This window comes from Paenibacillus tundrae (genome assembly GCF_030812775.1).
Taxonomy (GTDB): domain Bacteria; phylum Bacillota; class Bacilli; order Paenibacillales; family Paenibacillaceae; genus Paenibacillus; species Paenibacillus tundrae_A.
On sequence record NZ_JAUSTI010000001.1, the window covers coordinates 319,647 to 339,277 of the forward strand.

The 19,631-nt window shown below is 43.8% G+C and carries 17 protein-coding genes; 14 read left to right on the top strand and 3 right to left on the bottom strand.

The genetic code is table 11. From position 1 onward, the window contains the following. Positions 1–112 precede the first annotated feature (112 nt). The 6 genes from J2T19_RS01620 to J2T19_RS01645 all read left to right on the top strand — a co-directional run bounded on the left by J2T19_RS01620 (position 113) and on the right by J2T19_RS01645 (position 6,955). A complete protein-coding gene (locus J2T19_RS01620; RefSeq protein ID WP_307212398.1) occupies positions 113–1,324 on the top strand; it encodes an LLM class flavin-dependent oxidoreductase in 1,212 nt (403 codons plus the stop codon). A 72-nt stretch (positions 1,325–1,396) separates the two neighbouring features. Next, positions 1,397–2,671 (top strand): ABC transporter substrate-binding protein, encoded by a 1,275-nt coding sequence (locus J2T19_RS01625; RefSeq protein WP_307212400.1) that lies wholly within the window; start codon positions 1,397–1,399, stop codon positions 2,669–2,671. A gap of 3 nt (positions 2,672–2,674) precedes the next feature. Beyond that, positions 2,675–3,547 (top strand): carbohydrate ABC transporter permease, encoded by an 873-nt coding sequence (locus J2T19_RS01630; protein WP_145045400.1) that lies wholly within the window; start codon positions 2,675–2,677, stop codon positions 3,545–3,547. 34 nt (positions 3,548–3,581) lie between these two features. Continuing rightward, positions 3,582–4,397 carry a carbohydrate ABC transporter permease gene (locus tag J2T19_RS01635; RefSeq protein ID WP_307212405.1) on the top strand — a complete coding sequence of 272 codons (816 nt, stop codon included), beginning with the start codon at positions 3,582–3,584 and terminating at the stop codon, positions 4,395–4,397. Positions 4,398–4,513: 116 nt separating this feature from the next. Then, complete coding sequence (locus J2T19_RS01640; RefSeq protein ID WP_239287388.1) at positions 4,514–5,731, top strand: MFS transporter; 1,218 nt, start codon at positions 4,514–4,516, stop codon at positions 5,729–5,731. 597 nt (positions 5,732–6,328) lie between these two features. Continuing rightward, positions 6,329–6,955, top strand: a complete 627-nt coding sequence (locus J2T19_RS01645) for a cell wall hydrolase (protein WP_370874787.1) — start codon at positions 6,329–6,331, stop codon at positions 6,953–6,955. Between the two features lie 108 nt (positions 6,956–7,063). Here the strand turns inward: J2T19_RS01645 and solA are convergent, their stop codons facing one another. Beyond that, a complete protein-coding gene (gene solA, locus J2T19_RS01650; protein WP_307213120.1) occupies positions 7,064–8,221 on the bottom strand; it encodes an N-methyl-L-tryptophan oxidase in 1,158 nt (385 codons plus the stop codon). 186 nt (positions 8,222–8,407) lie between these two features. Between solA and yaaA the strand changes: the two genes are divergently transcribed. The 8 genes from yaaA (at position 8,408) to J2T19_RS01690 (ending at position 15,767) form a co-directional block, all read left to right on the top strand. Further along, complete coding sequence (gene yaaA, locus J2T19_RS01655; protein WP_307212412.1) at positions 8,408–9,163, top strand: peroxide stress protein YaaA; 756 nt, start codon at positions 8,408–8,410, stop codon at positions 9,161–9,163. Between the two features lie 430 nt (positions 9,164–9,593). Further along, on the top strand, positions 9,594–9,752 hold the full coding sequence (locus tag J2T19_RS01660) for a DUF8570 family protein (RefSeq protein WP_239287371.1): 159 nt from the start codon (positions 9,594–9,596) through the stop codon (positions 9,750–9,752). Continuing rightward, complete coding sequence (locus tag J2T19_RS01665) at positions 9,730–10,608, top strand: prohibitin family protein (protein WP_239287369.1); 879 nt, start codon at positions 9,730–9,732, stop codon at positions 10,606–10,608. Before J2T19_RS01660 ends, J2T19_RS01665 begins: the two co-directional genes overlap by 23 nt. 461 nt (positions 10,609–11,069) lie before the next feature. Further along, positions 11,070–12,398, top strand: a complete 1,329-nt coding sequence (locus J2T19_RS01670; protein ID WP_307212423.1) for a WXG100 family type VII secretion target — start codon at positions 11,070–11,072, stop codon at positions 12,396–12,398. Between the two features lie 14 nt (positions 12,399–12,412). Further along, positions 12,413–13,090 (top strand): Imm3 family immunity protein, encoded by a 678-nt coding sequence (locus tag J2T19_RS01675; RefSeq protein WP_307212426.1) that lies wholly within the window; start codon positions 12,413–12,415, stop codon positions 13,088–13,090. Between the two features lie 579 nt (positions 13,091–13,669). Next, positions 13,670–14,254, top strand: coding sequence for a hypothetical protein (locus tag J2T19_RS01680; protein ID WP_307212429.1), 585 nt, complete (start codon positions 13,670–13,672; stop codon positions 14,252–14,254). 119 nt (positions 14,255–14,373) lie between these two features. Beyond that, positions 14,374–14,871, top strand: a complete 498-nt coding sequence (locus tag J2T19_RS01685) for a hypothetical protein (RefSeq protein WP_307212433.1) — start codon at positions 14,374–14,376, stop codon at positions 14,869–14,871. A gap of 440 nt (positions 14,872–15,311) precedes the next feature. Continuing rightward, positions 15,312–15,767, top strand: a complete 456-nt coding sequence (locus J2T19_RS01690; protein ID WP_307212436.1) for a hypothetical protein — start codon at positions 15,312–15,314, stop codon at positions 15,765–15,767. Between the two features lie 120 nt (positions 15,768–15,887). Here J2T19_RS01690 and J2T19_RS01695 read toward each other — a convergent pair whose 3' ends face one another. Together J2T19_RS01695 and J2T19_RS01700 are read right to left on the bottom strand one after the other, a co-directional pair. After that, on the bottom strand, positions 15,888–17,252 hold the full coding sequence (locus tag J2T19_RS01695; RefSeq protein ID WP_307212439.1) for a right-handed parallel beta-helix repeat-containing protein: 1,365 nt from the start codon (positions 17,250–17,252) through the stop codon (positions 15,888–15,890). 762 nt (positions 17,253–18,014) lie between these two features. Then, positions 18,015–19,607 (bottom strand): catalase, encoded by a 1,593-nt coding sequence (locus J2T19_RS01700; protein WP_307212441.1) that lies wholly within the window; start codon positions 19,605–19,607, stop codon positions 18,015–18,017. Positions 19,608–19,631: the final 24 nt, after the last annotated feature.

Here is a 19,631-nt window from a genome sequence, read left to right on the forward strand (position 1 = left end):
TTAAAAAAATCTGGGGATAACAGTGATCGAAAGAACGATTCGTACGCGGAACGTCAAGGAAGCACAACGGTAACTTTTTTTAACATGAGACTTTATTTATTCATAGAAGGGAATGACTTTGGTGAGCGAACAGGAAGAGATGAAGTTTGGATGGTTTTTGCCAACAGCAGGGGATGGTAAGTATGTAGGAGTTGAACCAGAGCGAGCGCCGAGTCTAGATTATCTGGTGCAGGTAGCGCAGACGGCGGAGACGGCAGGGTTTGAATTCGTACTAATTCCGACAGGGGGAGCCTGTCTGGATGCGTGGGTGGTCGGCTCAGCTGTGATGAGTCATACCAAGACATTGCGTCCCCTTGTCGCTATTCGCCCTGGTCTGGTTACACCCGTTCTTGCTGCACGTATGGGTGCGGCTCTGGATCAGCTCTCGGGAGGCCGCGCGATGATGAATGTCGTTACAGGTAGCTCAATCCGAGACCTAGAAGAGCTGGGTGATCCGCTGGCACATGCACATGATGAGCGGTATGTACGTGCGAGCGAGTATATGGAAGTCATGAAGCGTTCGTGGACCCAGTCCACAGGACTCAATCTGACTGAATTCGCAGGCAGTGGTGCACAATCGAATGCGGATGCGTCCAATGATCCATATCCAGAATTTAAAGGTCAACACTATAGCTTCAAAGGCCCAGTAGGCATGCCAGAGACAGTACAAAAACCTCACCCACCATTCTATTTGGGAGGAAGCTCCCCGATTGCGAAGCGCGTTGCTGTGGAACATGCGGATACATTCCTCATGTGGGGCGAACCCCATGATTGGATCCAAGAGCAGATCGAAGAGATCGAGGTCATTCGTGAGCAGGTTAAAGCGGAAACAGGACAAGATCGTCAGATGCGTTATGGCATGCGTGCGCAAGTGCTCATTCGGGATACGGAAGAAGAAGCATGGGCAGCGGCTTGGGAGATTATTAGTAAAGTACCGCCAGAGGCAATCGAGAAGGCCAAAGCAGCCTTTGCCGAGACGGATGCGACCAACCAGCGTAGACAAAACGAGCTGCGGGAACTATCGGAGAAACAACAATTTGTTGTAGGGCCTAACCTGTGGACTGGATTGTCTGTCGTACGCTCCGGCGGAGCAATCCTTATCGTGGGTACAGCGGAACAGGTCGCAGAACGCTTGATGGAATACGGAGATTTGGGTGTGGCCACATTCATTCTCTCCGGGTATCCACATCTGGAAGAAGCCGAAATCTTCGGACGGACGGTTATGCCGATCATTCGTGACCAATGGAAAACAAGACAAAAGCAGCACTCCGTTACTACCAATTAAGTAAGTGGTCAGTATAAGCCATTTAGCAGTTGAACTTATAACACATTAATCATCCTCAGGAGGTCGTCTTTAATGAAAAATAAGAAAAAGTATATCCTGCCCCTGATCAGTATGCTGGTCATGTCCATCGTGCTGTCGGCTTGTGGTGGCGGAGATGAGGCGGCATCCGGAGAGAATGGTTCCTCGGGTTCAGGTAAAGTGAAAATTAGCTTCATCCACTGGCGTGGAGAAGATGTAGAAGCATTGAATAAGACCATCGACGCGTTTGAAAAGGAAAATCCAAACATCGAGGTGGAAATGCAGACATTGCCTTCGGATCAGTATCAATCCACCGTACAATCCAAAATCAGTGATGGTTCGGTTGGAGATGTCTTTGCATCCTTCCCAGGTGCACAATTCGAAGCCTTTACCAAAGCTGGATTGTTCACAGACCTGACAGGATCATCATTCTTGTCTGCTTTTAATTCGAAACTGATTGAAGCAGGGCAACATGATGGCAAGCAATATGCAGTTCCGTATCAACTCGTGTATAACGATCCCATCTATAATGTGAAGCTGTTTGAACAATATGGTTTAACACCACCGACGGATTGGGAAGGTTTCCTGGCACTGTGCCAGAAGCTGAAAGACAATGGCATCATTCCAATTGCTTTTGCCGGAGCGGATATTGGCCCAGGCCAATTCATGAACACGATGGTCATGAACAATGCGCCGAGTGACGACATTTTTACCAAAGTAGAAGCAGGCGAAGCCAAACTGACGGATGAGTTCTGGGTGAAAACGTTGACGCAGATCAAAGAGCTGAACGATAAAGGATACTTCCAGCAGGATGCACTAGGTACGAAAGACCCTGCGGCAGGAGCGTTGTTTATTCAGGAAAAAGCAGCAATGCTCGCAAGCGGATCATATCAACTTGCTCAGAACAAGTTGCAAAACCCGAATCTGGAGCAAAAATTGCTTGCACCGATTACAGTAAGTGCTGATCAGGCGAAGTATGAAGGTGTGCATACAACCACATTTATGCTTGCAGTGAATAGCAAGTCGAAGCATCCGGAAGAAGCGAAGAAGTTCATTGAGTTCTTGAGCAAACCGGAAGTAGCCAGCGAGTATGCCAATCAGACCGGACAGAATGTAACGGTTAATGATGTGAAATACGATACACCTGAGCTTCAAGTTGCCGGAGAATGGGCAAGCAAAAAGACCGTGTTCCAGCCACGGTTCACCATCCTGAATGGAGATAACCAAAAGGCTGTTACGAACTCCATCCAGGCTGTGCTGAGCGGTACTTCGCCAGAAGAAGCAGCGCAGCAAGCACAAGCGATCATTGATCAGCATATCGGGAAATAAACCATGAAAAACCGTATTCAGCTATCCCTGTTTCTGTTACCTGGGTTGCTGCTGTACGTTGGATTGTTCGTATTTCCTACATTGACGGGGCTGTTCTACTCCTTTACGGATTGGGACGGGGTATCCCCGTCGTATGCATTTGTAGGGCTGGATAATTATAAGGACAGTCTCAGCAGCATCGTATTTCGCAAAGCCTTTGGTAACAACGTTGAATTCATGTTAACGGTAGTTATCGCTCAAACCTTTATTTCACTTGTGCTTGCCTTGCTCTTGGTTCGTAATACAAAGACACGTATTGTGCTTCGGGCGTTGTATTTCCTGCCTACCATTCTGTCTTCTGTATCGGTTGGGCTGATTTGGGCGTTTATGTATGACCCATCGATTGGACTAATCAACTATGGCTTGAATGAGGCGGGTATGAGCAGTATAGCTCGTAACTGGATCGGTGATCCCAAGATTGCAATCTATTCTATCGCTGCAGTACAGGTCTGGGCTCATGCCGGACAGATGATGATTGTGTTCATCGCAGGTCTGCAAGGCATTCCAGCAGAACTGTACGAAGCCGCTCGAATGGATGGAGGTAGCAAGTGGCAGGTATTCCGTACCGTGACTTGGCCGTTGCTTGCTCCTTCAGCAACAATTGTTGTGGCATATACCACGATTCAATCGTTTAAGGCGTTTGACCTCATTTTTACCATGACGGACGGCGGTCCGAACTATGCAACCGAAATTCTGACAACATATATCTATCATACCGCCTTTGGCAGCTATTCATTTGGTCTGGCTTCTGCTGGTTCGATGATCTTCCTCGTATTGCTCGCGCTCTTGACGCTGTTGCAGTTCAAGGCACTGCGTGCTGACCGAGTAAATTATTGAGATTGAAGCAGATCTTAGGCAGAAGGGAGTTCATATGGTTTTAAAATGGTTCAATCGACTAATTCTATTGGTGTACGCGCTACTCATCATTGTGCCGCTATACTTTGTATTTGTGTCCTCGTTCAAAACAAGCAGTAATTTCTTCACCAGTCCATTCAGTTGGCCTGATCCATTTACGTGGGACAACATTATTGGTATGTTTCGTAACCAGCCTATGTGGCAATATTTTGGAAACAGCTTAGTCGTGACGCTAGGTACGGTTGCAATCGAGTTGTTACTGAGCAGTATGATTGCATACGCGATTGTGCGCTGGGGAGGAAGTGTAGGCAAAATTGTATTTGCCCTGTTCGTAGCAGGTCTGATCGTTCCTTCCCAGGTGAGTATGCTGCCGATTTATTCCCTAACACGTATACTGGGATGGTCGGACAGTCTGACAGGACTTATCATTGTGTCCGCTGCAATGCTGATGCCTGTCTCGGTATTTATGTTGACAGGTTTCATGCGTATGCTTAACGCAGAGATTTTGGAAGCAGGCAGTATGGACGGAGCCAGTGAGTGGAGGCTTTACACCAAGATTGCGTTGCCACTGGCTGCACCGTCGCTTGCAGCGACAGCAACGTTCTTGCTCGTTATGGTGTGGAATGACCTGTTGATTCCAATGCTCATGCTTACAAGTAAATCCAAGCTGACGTTACCGCTCGCGCTTATGCAGTTCCGTGGTGAATACGTGACTAATTATCCGATGATGCTCACGGGTGTGATGATTACAGCTATTCCGATGATCGTGCTGTTCCTTCTGCTCCAGCGTTATTTTGTTGCAGGTCTGACAGCAGGTTCACTCAAAGGGTAAGGTTCTAAGATCAGATCAGCGCATCTGCGTATTTTGCATTGATTTCTGCATCATTCTGCATAATAATGGTTTAGGGTGTCAGAATGATTACATAGAGATCAAGGGAGCTATAAGTGATGAGCAAATTGGAAGTATTGCGGAATCCCAAGCAGCGCAAGCTGCTGTTCAGCGCCGGCATGAGCTGGCTGTTTGATGCGATGGAGGTTGGCATGATCTCCTTCATCGTGGCTGCACTTGCCAAGGAATGGAGTCTCAGCCCTGGACAAGTCGGCGTATTAACAAGTGTTAACTCTATCGGTATGGCGTTAGGTGCCTTGCTTGCAGGTGCGCTTGCAGACCGTTTCGGACGTAAGGCTATTCTGATGTGGACGCTCTTAATCTTCACAATTGCAAGCGGTCTCTCTGCTCTGGCTACCGGATTTGCAGTCCTGTGTGCATTGCGTCTGGTTGCAGGGATTGGACTTGGTGGAGAGCTGCCCGTAGCCTCTACATTGGTATCGGAATCGATGCCTACGGCAGAACGTGGGCGTGCGGTTGTATTATTAGAAAGCTTCTGGGCAGGAGGCTGGATTGTATCGGCACTCATTGCTAACTTTGTTATCCCGGAGTACGGTTGGAGAATTGCCTTTGCCATCGGAGCACTTCCGGCGTTCTATGCATTATATCTGCGTCGTGCTATTCAAGACCCACCGCGGTATAAGAATCATACCAAGCTTCATAAAATCACGTTCCGTGAAAAAGTGGCTACAGTCTGGTCAGCACCTCATCGCCGTACAACGTTGATGCTGTGGATCTTGTGGTTTACCGTTATTTTCTCCTATTATGGCATGTTCTTGTGGCTGCCTTCGGTCGTTATGGCGAAAGGATTTACACTCGTGAAAAGCTTCCAGTACGTGTTGATCATGACGATTGCACAGCTACCAGGATACTTTACCGCGGCGTATTTCATTGAACGTTATGGTCGCAAATTCGTACTGGTCGTTTATCTTACTCTGACCGCAATTAGTGCGATTGCGTTTGGACTGGCAACGACAGAAGCGACTATTCTGGCCGCAGGAATCTGTCTATCCTTCTTCAATTTGGGAGCCTGGGGTGGACTGTACGCATACAGCCCGGAATTGTACCCCACTTCGGTTCGTTCAACAGGCGTTGGACTAGCTACATCGGTTGGCCGGATTGGCGGCGTCATTGCGCCATTCATGGTGGGTATGCTGGTTCAGCGAGCAGTTCCAATCAGCCTGATCTTCACCATTTTCTTCGTAACGATCCTCATTGGTGCAGCGGCTGTGCTGTTCTGGGGTCGGGAAACGAAGGGACAAGAGCTGGCTGAGTAATTATAATTAGGGCGTGTCTTAAAACTCCGAAGGATCAGATTTTGCCGAATTTTCGTTCCAAGCAAGGAAATTTTCAGCAGGCGTGCCGGGGCACGTCAAGGGAAATTGACGCAGGAGGGGGCGAAAAGGGGGTAAAAGATGCACTTCAGCGAGTTTTGAGAAACGTCCTAAATTCAAGCGCAACTTTTGTGCGGGTCTGTTTGCCTACGGAAATGCAGGTTGGACAAGCGGTGCAAGGTTGATACAAGAAGAGGTGTGACCCTGATACGACCATGGGCTCATGCCTTTTTTTGCTATGTTCAAGACTCATTTTTTCATGCTCCATCGGTCCGATAGACGCTCCTTGGAGGATATCCTATAATGACACTCGGGATGTCGAACCGTGAGGATTCAGGGGAAGAAGTGGGATCTGGATTCAGAAAAATGGAGGGTAATGACATGTTAAAGCGTAATTTTGAAAAGAACCATACGAGTGAAATGAATGAAAAGAATATGATAAATCAACAGCATAGCGTGAGTGAAGGTTCTATAACCGTAAGTCGTAAAGTAACCCATCAAAGGGGAAGAAAAACGAATAAACGAGCAGGAAAGGTTGGTATGCTCCTTGGTACCTGCGCGATGGCTCTTGGTCTTACAGTAGCAGCCCCTTCTGCGGGAGCGCAGAAGCTGGAACAAGGTGTTCGTAGTGAACATGTGCTGCAATTGCAGGAGCAATTAAGCAGTCTAGGTTACTTTGATGCTGGAATGACGGGTTATTACGGCTCCATCACGAAGAGTGCTGTCCGCGAATTCCAACAGGCGCAGGGACTGAGTGCCGATGGTGTGGCAGGCCCGAAAACACTGAACAGACTTAACCATAAGGTCAAAGCCGAAGGCAATACACTGCGCCAGCTCGCTAAGCTAATTCATGGGGAAGCGCGTGGGGAATCTTTTGAGGGACAGGTGGCTGTCGGAGCTGTTGTGTTGAATCGGGTACACTCAGGAGAATTCCCTTCGTCGATTCCGAAGGTTATATTCCAGAAAGGTCAGTTTACAGCAGTAGACGATGGGCAGTTCAATCAGAAGCCGACGGCAACCTCGTATAAAGCAGCACGTAAGGCTTTGAACGGCGCTGATCCAACACATGGTGCGCTCTATTATTACAATCCGAAGATAGCCACCTCGTTGTGGAGTAAGAGCAGGCCAACCCTGTTGACCATTGGCCAGCATGATTTTACAAGGTGAGAGTGAGTATTACTAGAATCATTTACTAATATTAAACGTGTTCATGAAAAAGACGTGCAAGGACGCCAATCGTTAATGATTGATGATGTCCCTGCACGTCTATTGGATTTATAGTGATGATGAGATGCCGGTCTTGGCGAATCGGGACAGGGCGAACCTGCTAATATCCTGATCCGTATGCCCTGTCTGGACTAAATCGGACAGGACGTGGCCGACTGCGCTTGCAAATTTGAAGCCGTGACCGGAGAATCCGCCTGCCAGCCAAACATGCTCATGTATCGGGTGATGATCAATAATAAAGTCCTCGTCGGGTGTCATTTCGTATTTGCATACACTGCCACGCTTCAATTGGCCTGCCGCTAGTGGCATTCGAAGCTCAAGCAGCCTCCGGAGTTCACCCTCGTCTGTTTCTTCCGCTCCGAATGGTGTCTGTTGCTCTCCTGGCATCCACGTAGATCCCGTATCATGACGGCCGATCTTCACTCCAGCCCCGCCGATACTGGGAAATCCATAATAGACACCAGCCTGTTCGGATATTGTGAAACCAGGAAAATGTTCTTCCCCGAACAATGCTTCCGGTGCATTGAACCATCCTACCGTTTTGCGAACGGCCCGGATCGGGAGATTCACAAACGGTTTCAATGTCTGAAACCAGGCACCTGTGCTAAGTATGAGCTTACTAGCGTGATATGTATCTCCTCCAGCGGTTTTCACGGATACGGAATGAGATCCGCATTCGACATGTTCCACAAGGGTATGTGTCAGCAGGGTGGCACCCGCTTGTTCTGCGGCTTGCCGATAAGTCTGAACGCAGCGTTCACTGAACAGATAACCAGCATCCGGTTCATACATGCCTTCATAATGTTCAGGTATTGTAATCCCTGACCAGCGCTTCATCACTTCATTTGCACGCAGCATTTCATATCGGACTCCGGCATCATCTGCATGAGTCAACCGGTCGCGAAACGAATGGAATTCTGGATTAACCAGGTTGATCACCCCTGCACGAACAAGCAGGTTGTTGCCTGTTGTATCCTCCATCTCTTGCCATAAATTCTGAGCAAGAAGCGCCAACGAGATGTAATCAGGCCCTCCGCTATAAACATGGCGAATTAATCGTGACTCTCCATGATGGCTTCCTTCGGTATGTGGGGGATCAAAAGCATCAATCATCAGGGTTTTAAGCCCATTTCGTGCCAGATAATAACCTGCACTCATCCCCATGGAGCCTGCTCCAACGATAATGACGTCATAGGATTGTGTAATAAGAGCTCCTCCTCTCGCGGATTGATCAGAATCGAATATTCTTCAGGATAATGTAGACTTTAAACCCAGTTTGGTCAAGGGGCAGGAAGACCTGGGTAAAAGTTAATCTGCCTCATCATTGGATTCATCTAGCCAATCCTGTACAATGAATAACGACAAAACAACAGTAGATTAAGGATGATCACCATGATACGAATGATTATTTCACCAGCCAAAAAGATGAGGATCGATACCGATCTGATGGCATCTAAGCAGTTACCCCAATTTATAAACGAAACTGAGCAAATCCTGAGTTTGCTTCAACAATTAACTTACGACGAACTTAAAGCAATGTGGAAGTGTAACGATGCCATCGCCGAGCAGAATGTGGAGCGAATTCAGAATATGAATCTGAAGACGAATCTTACGCCAGCTATCTACGCCTATGAGGGAATTCAGTATCAATATATGGCACCGGGTGTTTTTCAACAGGAAGAACTGGCATATCTGGAGCAGCATTTACGCATTTTATCCGGCTTCTATGGTATGTTACGGCCTTTGGATGGTGTCACTCCTTATCGATTGGAAATGCAGGGTAAGTTGCAAGGGCCAGGATTTAAGTCGCTCTATCAATTCTGGGGTAGCAAGTTGGCAGACCAGCTTCAAACGGAAAGTAATTGCATCCTGAATCTAGCTTCCAAAGAGTATAGCAAGAATATCACGCCTTTTCTGAGCGAGGAAACAGAGTTCATCACATGTGTATTTGGACAGATGGTCGAAGGCAAGCTTGTAGAGAAGGCGACCCGTGCCAAGATGGCCAGAGGTGAGATGGTACGTTATATGGCAGAACGTAAGGTTACAGACTTAAAGGACGTTAGAAGCTTTGATCGGTTAGACTTTAATTTTTCCGAAGCATTATCGGATGAGAGAACTTATGTATTCTTACACGTAGAGAGAAATTAGACTAAAGTACATGTTGGTTTCTTGTACATATGGTGAGGATTCTGTTATTACGTTTGGATGAAACTAGGACAAAAAAAGATTCGAATTTGAAGATGCCATCAAACGGATGGCTCTTTTTTTTGTACCCACTTTTAAAGCTAAATTGGCCTAAAGTAGTTCAATTATGGATGCTCACAAGCCTTAAAATAAGTTAGATCAAATCCTATTCAATGTTCTAAAGCTACAAGAAGTGCTAGATATTGTGAAACCGAATACGTATTTACAAAGTATATATAAATACGAATATAACTTATAGTTATTAATTAGATGTACGGAGAAGTAACATATAAATGGATGTATTTCATGAATGTAGATGAAGCGCAGATGAATTAACTAGGGGTTTCTTCGTACAGATAAGGTTTGCGCCCGATACAAAGAGAGGAGGACAAACATGCCATTTATTGGGGGAATCATTTTAATAATAATCCTAGCATTTATTCTATGGGCATTAATGATCCCGCTATTCAATAAAATAGGTAGTAGAATTCTGAAAAAGTACGATAAATTCAAACAAGAGGAGAATGCAGATGAAAAATTCAAAGACGTTTAGAGCAGGAGCCATTGCGGTTGCATTAGTTATTATTGTTGGGGTGTTACTGGTGACTTTCTTTGTCACACGAATTCCGAATGGTTATGTTGGGGTCGTGTATTCACCAAACGGAGGGGTAAAAGATAGTACACTGAGTCAAGGATGGAAACTCGTTGGAGCGTTTGATAAAGTGACGAAATATCCAATTCGAATTCAAACGGTTGAATACAGAGATATCCAGATTGCTACTTCAGACGGGAAAAACATCACAATTGATTTTGCTTACAACTACCAGGTAGAACCAAGTAAAGTATCTTCGATCTTCAACACATTTGGACCTATTAGCATTCAAGAAATTGAGGATACATATCTCAAAACACGTTTCCGTGACGCAGCCCGTAAAGGTATTTCCAAGTTTACCGTCATTGATGTGTATGGTGAAAAGTCATCCGAGGCAGGCGTAGACGTCCAACAACGTTTTTCTGATGATGTGAAAGAATTAGGCTTTATTGTATCTAACGTTACTGTAGGTGTTCCTCAACCTGATGCTAAAACTCAGGAAGCAATTGATAAGCGTGTCGAGGCTTCTCAAGAACTCGAACGTAAGACTACTGAGCTTGAGATTGCCAAGAAAGAAGCAGAGCGTAAGCGCGTAGAGGCACAAGGTAATGCAGATAAATTATTGATCGAGGCGGAAGGTCAAGCCAAAGCAAATAAAGAGCTTCAACAATCATTATCGAGTCAACTCGTTGAATATGAAACCATCAAGAAATGGGATGGAGCACTGCCATATGTAAGTGGATCTAATACGCCAATGATTCAATTACCTGCTCCAAAAGTCGAACAGAATAGCAACACGGGGAATGTAGCTCCTTAATTTGTGGTTTGAAACGTACGCGTTGCTTTCCCAACAATTGAATATGATACAAAAGAATAAAATCCACTTGCTAAAAGCAAGTGGATTTTGCGCTGTAATGCCATAACATTACAAAGCTATGCTACATAAGGTTTAGAATCAATCATTTTAACTCTTCAGTGTTAAGAGGGACAACGAGCGACATAGGTTCCGCAATGATTTCTTGAGTGAGAATAGCGAATAAACTTTAGATAAGAACATACTACCGAGTGGTAATAGCAACTGGATATAATGAACTAGTTCTGAACCTCGGTATTTCAGACTCGTACAATTCAAATTTAAATTAAATAGGGTGAGGTGGGATTCGTACTAGGACTTCAGTATAAGTTTTTGGTGGATAAATTTAGGAGTTATGCTGGATGAAACAAGATAAAACTTCTGCTAACATGGTATAATCCTATTTTGAATGAGTTGAGAATCGTATGAGTACAATTAAAATCACCCCTGAACAGCTACATCACGTATCGACTCAGGTGGAGCAGGCGAGACAACAGTTAGAACAGATACGTGGTGAACTAACAAGGCAGATCATGTTTGTCCGGCTGATGTGGATGGGGGCAACACAAGAGCGGTTTTTCTATGAATTTGAGCGATCAGGTTCTATACTGGATAAGGCGCTAGAGAGTATGGTGAATACCTCTAAGGAGTTAAAGGATATCGCCACACGTTTCGAGGATGCAGATGCTCAGAGTGTGAGTCTGGGTGGTGCAGCTGGAGCTGTTGGCGCAGCGGCTATGATGACTAATTCAAGTGGTACTGGCTCAGGTGATAAAGGCTACCGGATGGCTCATGTTAATTTTTATGGTAGGTGGATGTGGCTGCCTGTCAATGAGAATGGTGTTGCGGATCAGGCCTCTCTGCAAGCTTATGAGAAGGATCAAGGACATCTGGATTTTAATAAAATGCAAGCTGTGAATGTTGAACCTCCTGGAGAGGACATATTTGCACTCCAGATTAAGGCATTTGAGCTCGGTATTGATCCATTTTCGGGTAGACCTGTTTCAGAGGATTATGCAAAATGGATGGTTATAAGTCTGAAGGCTGGACAGATTTTTATGGGATTTCAAATGATTCGTGGGAGCATACCTGGCCGCCAAGGGCCTCTCCGTTTGCCATCTTCCCATCCATCCGTAAAGAAGATGAAAGGATATATTGAGGAGGCCGAACAGGCGAAGAGAAAGAGTTCAGAAAAAGCAGGGTCGGCTAATGGCGGGAATGGTAAAGGTACATTAAATGTTAATCAAAAATTCCCTACCAGATTGATTGACATGGGTACTGAGGGATATATTATTGATAGGGTTTCCGATTTAAAACAAAGACTCTCAAATAGCGCATTAAATAAAAGTGGGGCAAATTTTGGATATATGGAAGTCAGTATTCCGAATATAAAAACAGAATTTTATGCACATAGTCAAGTGAATGGTTCACCACCGGCTCATCAACCAAATATGAACTATGATGGTTTTTCATTCAAACCGGAAACGATCAGATATCCGGCAATAGATGCACCAAATAAACAAGGGGACATGATTCCAAGGGATAGAGATACAGAATATAAAATGATTAATGACTTAGCTAATAAGCTTGGTCCACCTAGTACAAATATAAAGGGAAGAATAAAACTGTTTACTGAAAATGATACTTGTATTAGTTGTAATGATCTTATATATAATTTCACAAAAGATTATCCGGGTATAAAAGTAGAAGTAATTCATAATAACGATGTTAAGATACCTAAAAAGTCATCATAATAAGGAGGAAAAATATGTCTTGGAATTATAGTGAATTAATAGAATCGTTTGTTGAAGAGTATGAGGAGTATAAGTTAGAGTACCAGAGTCCAAATGAAGCAGTAGCTCGGGCATTTGAAGAGCACTATAGTGAGAAAAATTCAGATGATATGGAGAAGGCTGTTTTAATGGTTATTTCTGCGGAATTCAAAGTAAAACAGCCGCGGATATATAAGAATACAAAAGAAAATTACATTAAAGACCTTGAACTAATAGATTTCCAGAAACTAAAGGACTTTATTCAAAAAGGTCAATTAAATGAAAAAGAGTATGAAGAACTTTATTTGAGGAGAAACAAAGTCTTGCAAGAACTTGAAAAAATGACTGTAGATCTTTGTCCGAAAGCAAGATGGTTCTACGATGAGATTGTAGATACAGTCAATCGTTACTTTTCGGAGAAAGAAAATGAGAATAATATAATTGAAAACATTTTAAAAAATTTCGAAAGAGAATTTAGGTACAAAGCGTGTGCAAAGAAGATTGTGTACACCACAATTGCAGAAAATTTAATTAGAATTGATGAAACAATACCGCCATATATTATTAGTGAACTCGAAGATAGATATGTTGATAATTCCCAGTATGAATTAACCGAAAAAGAAGAGCGGGAGTTATTGAGAAGAATAGATGAGGTTTTGAAGGAAGTTTCGTAGTGTGACTAATGAACCCGTCGAAAGAACGATCTTGAAATTCAAGCTCCCAGTTTTAAATGATTTGTTTCAAATATAGTAGTGGATATAAAAATATCATAAAAAAGACTTGTATGACCGTTTCCTATTATTTCACAAGGGAACGGTTATTTACTTCCGACGGATTGTCAAGCCAAGTGCGACAGTTCTTCTGAATAGGAGATTCGTGAGCGATTCTCCAACCCTGACATATACGGAGTCTGCACTTCGATTAAGGCGTTTGAGCTCGGCATTGATCCATTTTCGGGTAACCTGTTTCAGAGAATTATGCAAAATGGATGGTTATTAGATGAACTAGGCTTTCCAACCGTTAATGCGCGTTCAGTAGATGTTGAGAACAACCGAGGACTTTTATTTGACAGATTTGCTCAAGGTCCAAGGACATAGTAAGGTTACAGAATGGTAAAATAAGAATAATCGGGGAGTCGCCTTTATTAAACAAACAAAGTATTAATGATCTAATTGCTAAAAAACAAATATAATAATGATAGATCTACTTATTGAGGCTGCGAAAAAATTAGATTGAAAATGAGGGAACTCTTGATGAATACAGACGATAAAAAAAGTTCTATCCCATCTGATAAAGTTAAATTGTTTGAAGTTTTAAAGAATCAGACACTCAGCAAGTTGACACGATTTAGCTGGTGGGAAAGTAGTGAAGCAATGGAGCAATGTGAGATAGCACATGAAGACGTCTTCTCATTAACTGCGGGGCCAGTATTATTATATTTTCAATCAGGGTTAGTAGTAGGAGCAGCGAGTGACCCAGCACAGAATTCTGTTGTTATATGGGTTGAAAGAGATGATACAGGATATGTAACTGAAGAGCCTACCGAAAATGATACTGATCTTACAATTAGTGCTTTGGATAATCAATACAGCAATTCTTACTGGAATAAAATAGTAGGGCAGAATATAAAGATGATAAACATTATCAAGCGAGACCCACAGAATGCATTGCTTGCTGAATTACAGAATGAAGTTGGTGTCGAGCTGGTTATGGATAATGGTGAAAAATTTATACTGTCCCACGGGCTTCACAACAATTCTGACGACTTCTCAGTCATAACAGAGTCATATATTGACAGAAGACTTTTAGAGAATCTAGAACGGGTCAAATTGATGTAATACATTGTCCAAATTAAACCCTCAAGGGGATTGAAATGAAAGATTATATATAACATTGTAATTATTTTTCCAAATAATATTTGATCCATGAAAATCTTAATGATGGAGCGGAATACTTCATGGGAAATTTGAATCAGGCAGTTAAGCGTATCTCTGCAATAGATTGGAGTTGTATTGGAAACAAACAAGCAAGATCACATGTTCATTTGAGTAAAGAATACTTAAGAAGATCATCAATATTCCTCCAATATTATCCTGGTCCTTGTAGGTATCCTTTTATTATCATTTCAAATTCGATAACTCAGTCACAAGCGAGTGTTGATGATTTACAAACACTAAAGGAGATTGACAATAGTTATGTTAGAGATATTGCAAAAAATTATTTAGAGTTAAACGCACTCATTGATGAAGGTAATCAAATTGCTATTGATAATAAAAATTTGTTTGAGCCAGCAATAAAGCTATATGGAAGAGGGGGGCATTTCTTTATAAGGTCAGGCTATTTAAATGTAGCTGGTGCTACTGATCTTCTTTCGCTTGCAAATCGAGTTGAAAGGGAGCCACTTGATATAAGCGATGAAACTTTAGATGCACTTGATAATGGAGATATTGATTAATTTTATAGCGGAAATAACGCTCTACCGATATATCAAGCAGGTTGATTATGGTCAGACAATACCTTAATTGACCTGTTTTTTTGTGTCTTTTCTTCGCTTGTTGCATCAAAAGAGAGACCTGAATGACTTTCTGTTTTGGTTTTAATGGTACTGCTTAAGCAGTATCGACTTTGAACAAAGCAAAAACAAGATGCACTTAATAAGCCAGAGTATGTGATCTATTAAGGAATAGAGAGCAATGGGCGTTAGAATGGCAATGGATGAAAGAGCTTGCTGTATAGATGGGAAGTATTTTAATGTGTACAAATATAGGGAAAATATAAAGTTCTTATATGCTAATCCTTAGCTATTAATAACGGAATGACTATTGAATTTGTTATATAAAATGGAAAAATCACATCAGCATACCGGTTTTAATTAAGAAGAATGGAGACATCGACATGATAAAATATCAATACATAACGGAATATAATGAAGATTTTAATGAAGTTATTTTGGATTTCAGTATGGATACATCTTTAAAGAATGGCTACTTGATTAGTGATTCACTGGGTTCGGATATTTTTAGCGATTTTGCTACTGTGAAGGATGAAATCGAAAAATTACTTGAGTTAATAGCAGGAAAGTCAACTTTATACGAGGGTGGGGGGAATGTGAACATAATTAGATCTGAAAAAATTTTCACAACCATTGATGACATCTTTGCTGAAGAAGATGAAGAGGACGGTACATGTAAACTTGAGACTATAGAATTCACAAAAATCATACTCTTATGGGCAAAAGAGAATTTTCAGTATAAGTGCAAGCGAGGGGTAATACTAAAAGATGAAGCAGATTTAGCAATAGACTGGATCAATAAAAAATGTATCGAGGTGCATGAGTTAGAGATTAGATAGAGTCTGTGGAGTGTTGTAAAATCTCTATAACATACATAACAAAAATCCCCTTGGTCATAACCATGCTACAAACTGGTTTGACGAAGGGGATTTGCAATTCAAACTCAATCCAAATTAAACTTACCGCGCCCCAACATTCGTTCCAGATGGCGTACCCGAACCAATCAGATCACTGCCATTCGCAAGCTTCAGGAAATCACCCAAGATAGGTGTGCCATCCGCACTACGCGTCACCGAAGGTACGAGGGAGACAAAGTCGGCTGAGCTGGCGAGAAGACCTTTGTCGTTAACGCTCTTTTTGTTTTTCCACCAGACATTGGTGCTGCTGACGTCGGTTCCGCTTGTTTTGTCGCTTGCGCCGCCTTGGAAGGACAGATTATTGGTGAAAATGTGCGTGCCTTTATCGAAGGCGAAGTTGCTCTGTCCATTGTTCCATGACGTGTTATTTTTCATCTGGATTGAACCAGGATTGCTGTTATATGTGAAGCCATGCTTCTTGTTATTGAAGGCAATGCTATTCTCGACAATGTGGTTCACGGAGATCTTCTCACCGCCCAGTTTGAAGCCGTTACCGTCGCTGTTTGAGGTTGAAGTGCCATCAGCGGTTGCTCCATTCGCGAAAGCGATACTATTACGGATCGTGACCACACCGATGGCGCCAGTATCCGATTTGCTATACAGATCCCAACCATCGTCTACGTTATAGGCGGCGATACAGCCGTCGAATACGTTACCCGGACCAACTGTTAATTTTGCGGCAAAACCATCGGCATCTTCGCCATCATCGGGATCGTAGTTGTTATGGGAATAGGAACGGATGACTTCGTTGTAAGAAGGCCATTCACTTTTGGCTGCAGTGGAAGCATAACGACCAATCTGGATACCTGTATCCCTGTTATGGTGAGCCTCAATTTGTTCTAAACGATTAAAGCTGCCCCCGATGAAAATGCCGTTATCTCCCGCACCTTTAACCTCCAGCCCTTTTACGAACCAATAGTCGCCGAACATTTGCAACCCTCGATTCGTTGAGGCAAACGATTGTGCGGAGAAATCAAAAACCGGTTTCTCTGAACCATATGCCACTAAATTCTTACGTTGGGAGGATGTACCGTTGTTACCACGCTCGATAGTAATAGTTTCCGAGAAGCTGTACGTGCCTCCGCGCAGATAGATCGTTTTGCCTGGAGCGATCTGGGTTAATGCGTTAGCCAGTGAAGTCGGACTGTTGATCGTTCCCGGATTGCTCGCTGAGCCGTTAGGTGACACATATAGATCCCCAGCAGCAAGTGTGATATTGGAACTAGCTACAGCCGATTCAGAGGAGATAGATGAGCTATTCTCTAGCACTTCCGCGGCACCAACTGATCCGCCACCTAGCAACAATAGAGGAAATGTGGCACTTAGACAGATGTGAGCCATTTTCGATTTCAAGTAACGTTCCGATCGAGCACATGCATGGGTAGATGTGGAAGGAAATAATTTCATTACAACGACCTCCTTGGTTAATTGGATAAATAGATGAGTTGTGAATTGTGCGTTATGCCATACAACTATAAAAGGGTGAGAATAATGGTCCAATAAGTGAATGGCATCCGTGTGACACAGGTTCATGGTAAATGTTGTAAGCGTTCTCATCAATAATCATTTGATCACATGGGGTTAAATGCAGGCAGGTCAGGCGTGGTTGCGTCCCAATGCTCAAGTTTCAAAGGCTGCATGTAATCCGCTTGTTGGCTAATCGTCTTATTTTAACGGTGAATCGTCCGAAATGAACATAAAATAACCCTGTTTCTTCGTCCTTACGGCACAACACTTACTCATGATCCACTCCATTCAACCTCCGCGAAGTGCAACTCAAGATAACAATCCATTCAACGTAAGCACATAATCAATTCTCCCTATCCAATTGTACTGAGTGACCAATCGAGGATAAGCATTGGAGAATAAAAGAAGACCCGATAGAGGCTGCAGAAGACAACCATACCATCGGGCATACTTTCAAAATATAACTTAGCATGTCTTCGTGTAGCCATGCCGCACAACACAGATACATACCTGTGCATACGAATGGCTATAGCTCATGTAATTACTTATACAACCGAGCACAGCTATGCAAATTTACCACATGAGCTAACTCATGACTTCATTCCAAAGTTTCAAGACAATGAAGCATAGCATTTCATTTCATAGCAGCTCACCCAAAAGTAATTCATCCCAAAAGGACATCATCCAAAAGTAAAAAAAATCTTAATATCCGTCCGTCTCCCGACTGCGTTGCTTCGCTTCCTCCACACTCGGTTCATGCTTGGGTTGTACTGTTGCACTATCGTCTGTTGTTACAGATGCCAGCCCTTCGGCCACACGTCGCCCGTAATCGCGATCCGCTTGGGTAAAGTGAGAGATCATACGCTCCCGGATATCCGGTTTGCATTTTGCCAACGCACCCACCATGTTGCTGATCAACTCATCCCGCTCCCAATCCTCGAATGCTCGGTACGTATCGCCTGCCTGTCCGAAGTCATTGGTACGCTCAATCTTCTCGTGAACCAGTCTACCTTCCACTAATGGCTCATGATCCTTACCACGCGGAGTAGCTTCCTTCAATCCACCAAGCGAGGAAGGCTCGTAATTTACATGCGGATTCTGACCTGGTGCACGATCCACCTTATATTGCATCTGCCCGCCACTTTGATTGGTCGCAACCCGATTTTTTGGTGCATTCACAGGCAACTGTAGATAATTTGCACCTACCCGGTGACGTTGCGTATCCGAATAGGAGAAGGTACGACCTTGCAGCAGCTTGTCATCCGAGAAATCAAGTCCATCCACCAGAACACCTGTGCCGAATGCGGCTTGTTCTACTTCATTGAAATAATCCTCGGGATTGCGATTGAGCGTCATTTTGCCTACAGGTAAAAAAGGAAATTGATCCTGCGGCCATAGCTTGGTAGGGTCGAGCGGATCGAAGTCCAGCTCTGGATGCTCTCCATCCTCCATCACTTGTACGTTCAATTCCCATTCGGGATAGTCTCCTTGTTCGATGGCATGGTACAGATCCAATGTTGCGTGGTTGAAATTCTGACCTTGAATCTCGCTGGCGTCTTTTTGCAGCAGGTTGCGTATGCCTTGTTTGAGCGGTTCCCAGTGGTATTTGATGAGCACGCCCGTGCCTTCTTCATTCACCCACTTGTATGTATTGACACCTGATCCTTGCATTTGCCGGTAATTAGCCGGAATGCCCCAGGGGGAGAAGAGGAATGTCACCATATGCGTAGCCTCAGGACTAAGTGACACAAAATCGAAAAAACGCTCCATATCTTGTGCATTGGTCAGTGGATCGGGTTTAAAAGCATGAACCATGTCTGGGAATTTGAGTGGATCCCGAATGAAGAAAATTTTGAGATTGTTACCGACGAGATCCCAGTTGCCATCTTCCGTATAAAATTTGACAGCAAAGCCGCGCGGATCACGCAGCGTCTCGGGAGAATGCCCGCCGTGGATGACGGTTGAGAAGCGAACGAACACAGGGGTTTCTTTGCCTTTTTCCTGAAATAGGCGTGCCCGTGTGTACTTCGATACCGGTTCATTTCCTGCCGTTCCATACGCTTCGAATACACCATGAGCCCCAGCACCGCGGGCATGTACGACCCGTTCCGGGATGCGTTCCCGGTCGAAGTGTGTAATCTTTTCAAGAAAGTGATAGTTCTCCAGCGTCGTTGGTCCTCTGCTGCCAACCGTGCGTACATTCTGATTATCTGTGATGGGGTGACCCTGTCGATCTGTTAATGTGTCCGAGGCCTTGTCTGGGGAATGCTCGGATGGTGAAGAATGGTTATTCATGGAGCACCGCCTTTCCTTAAGATG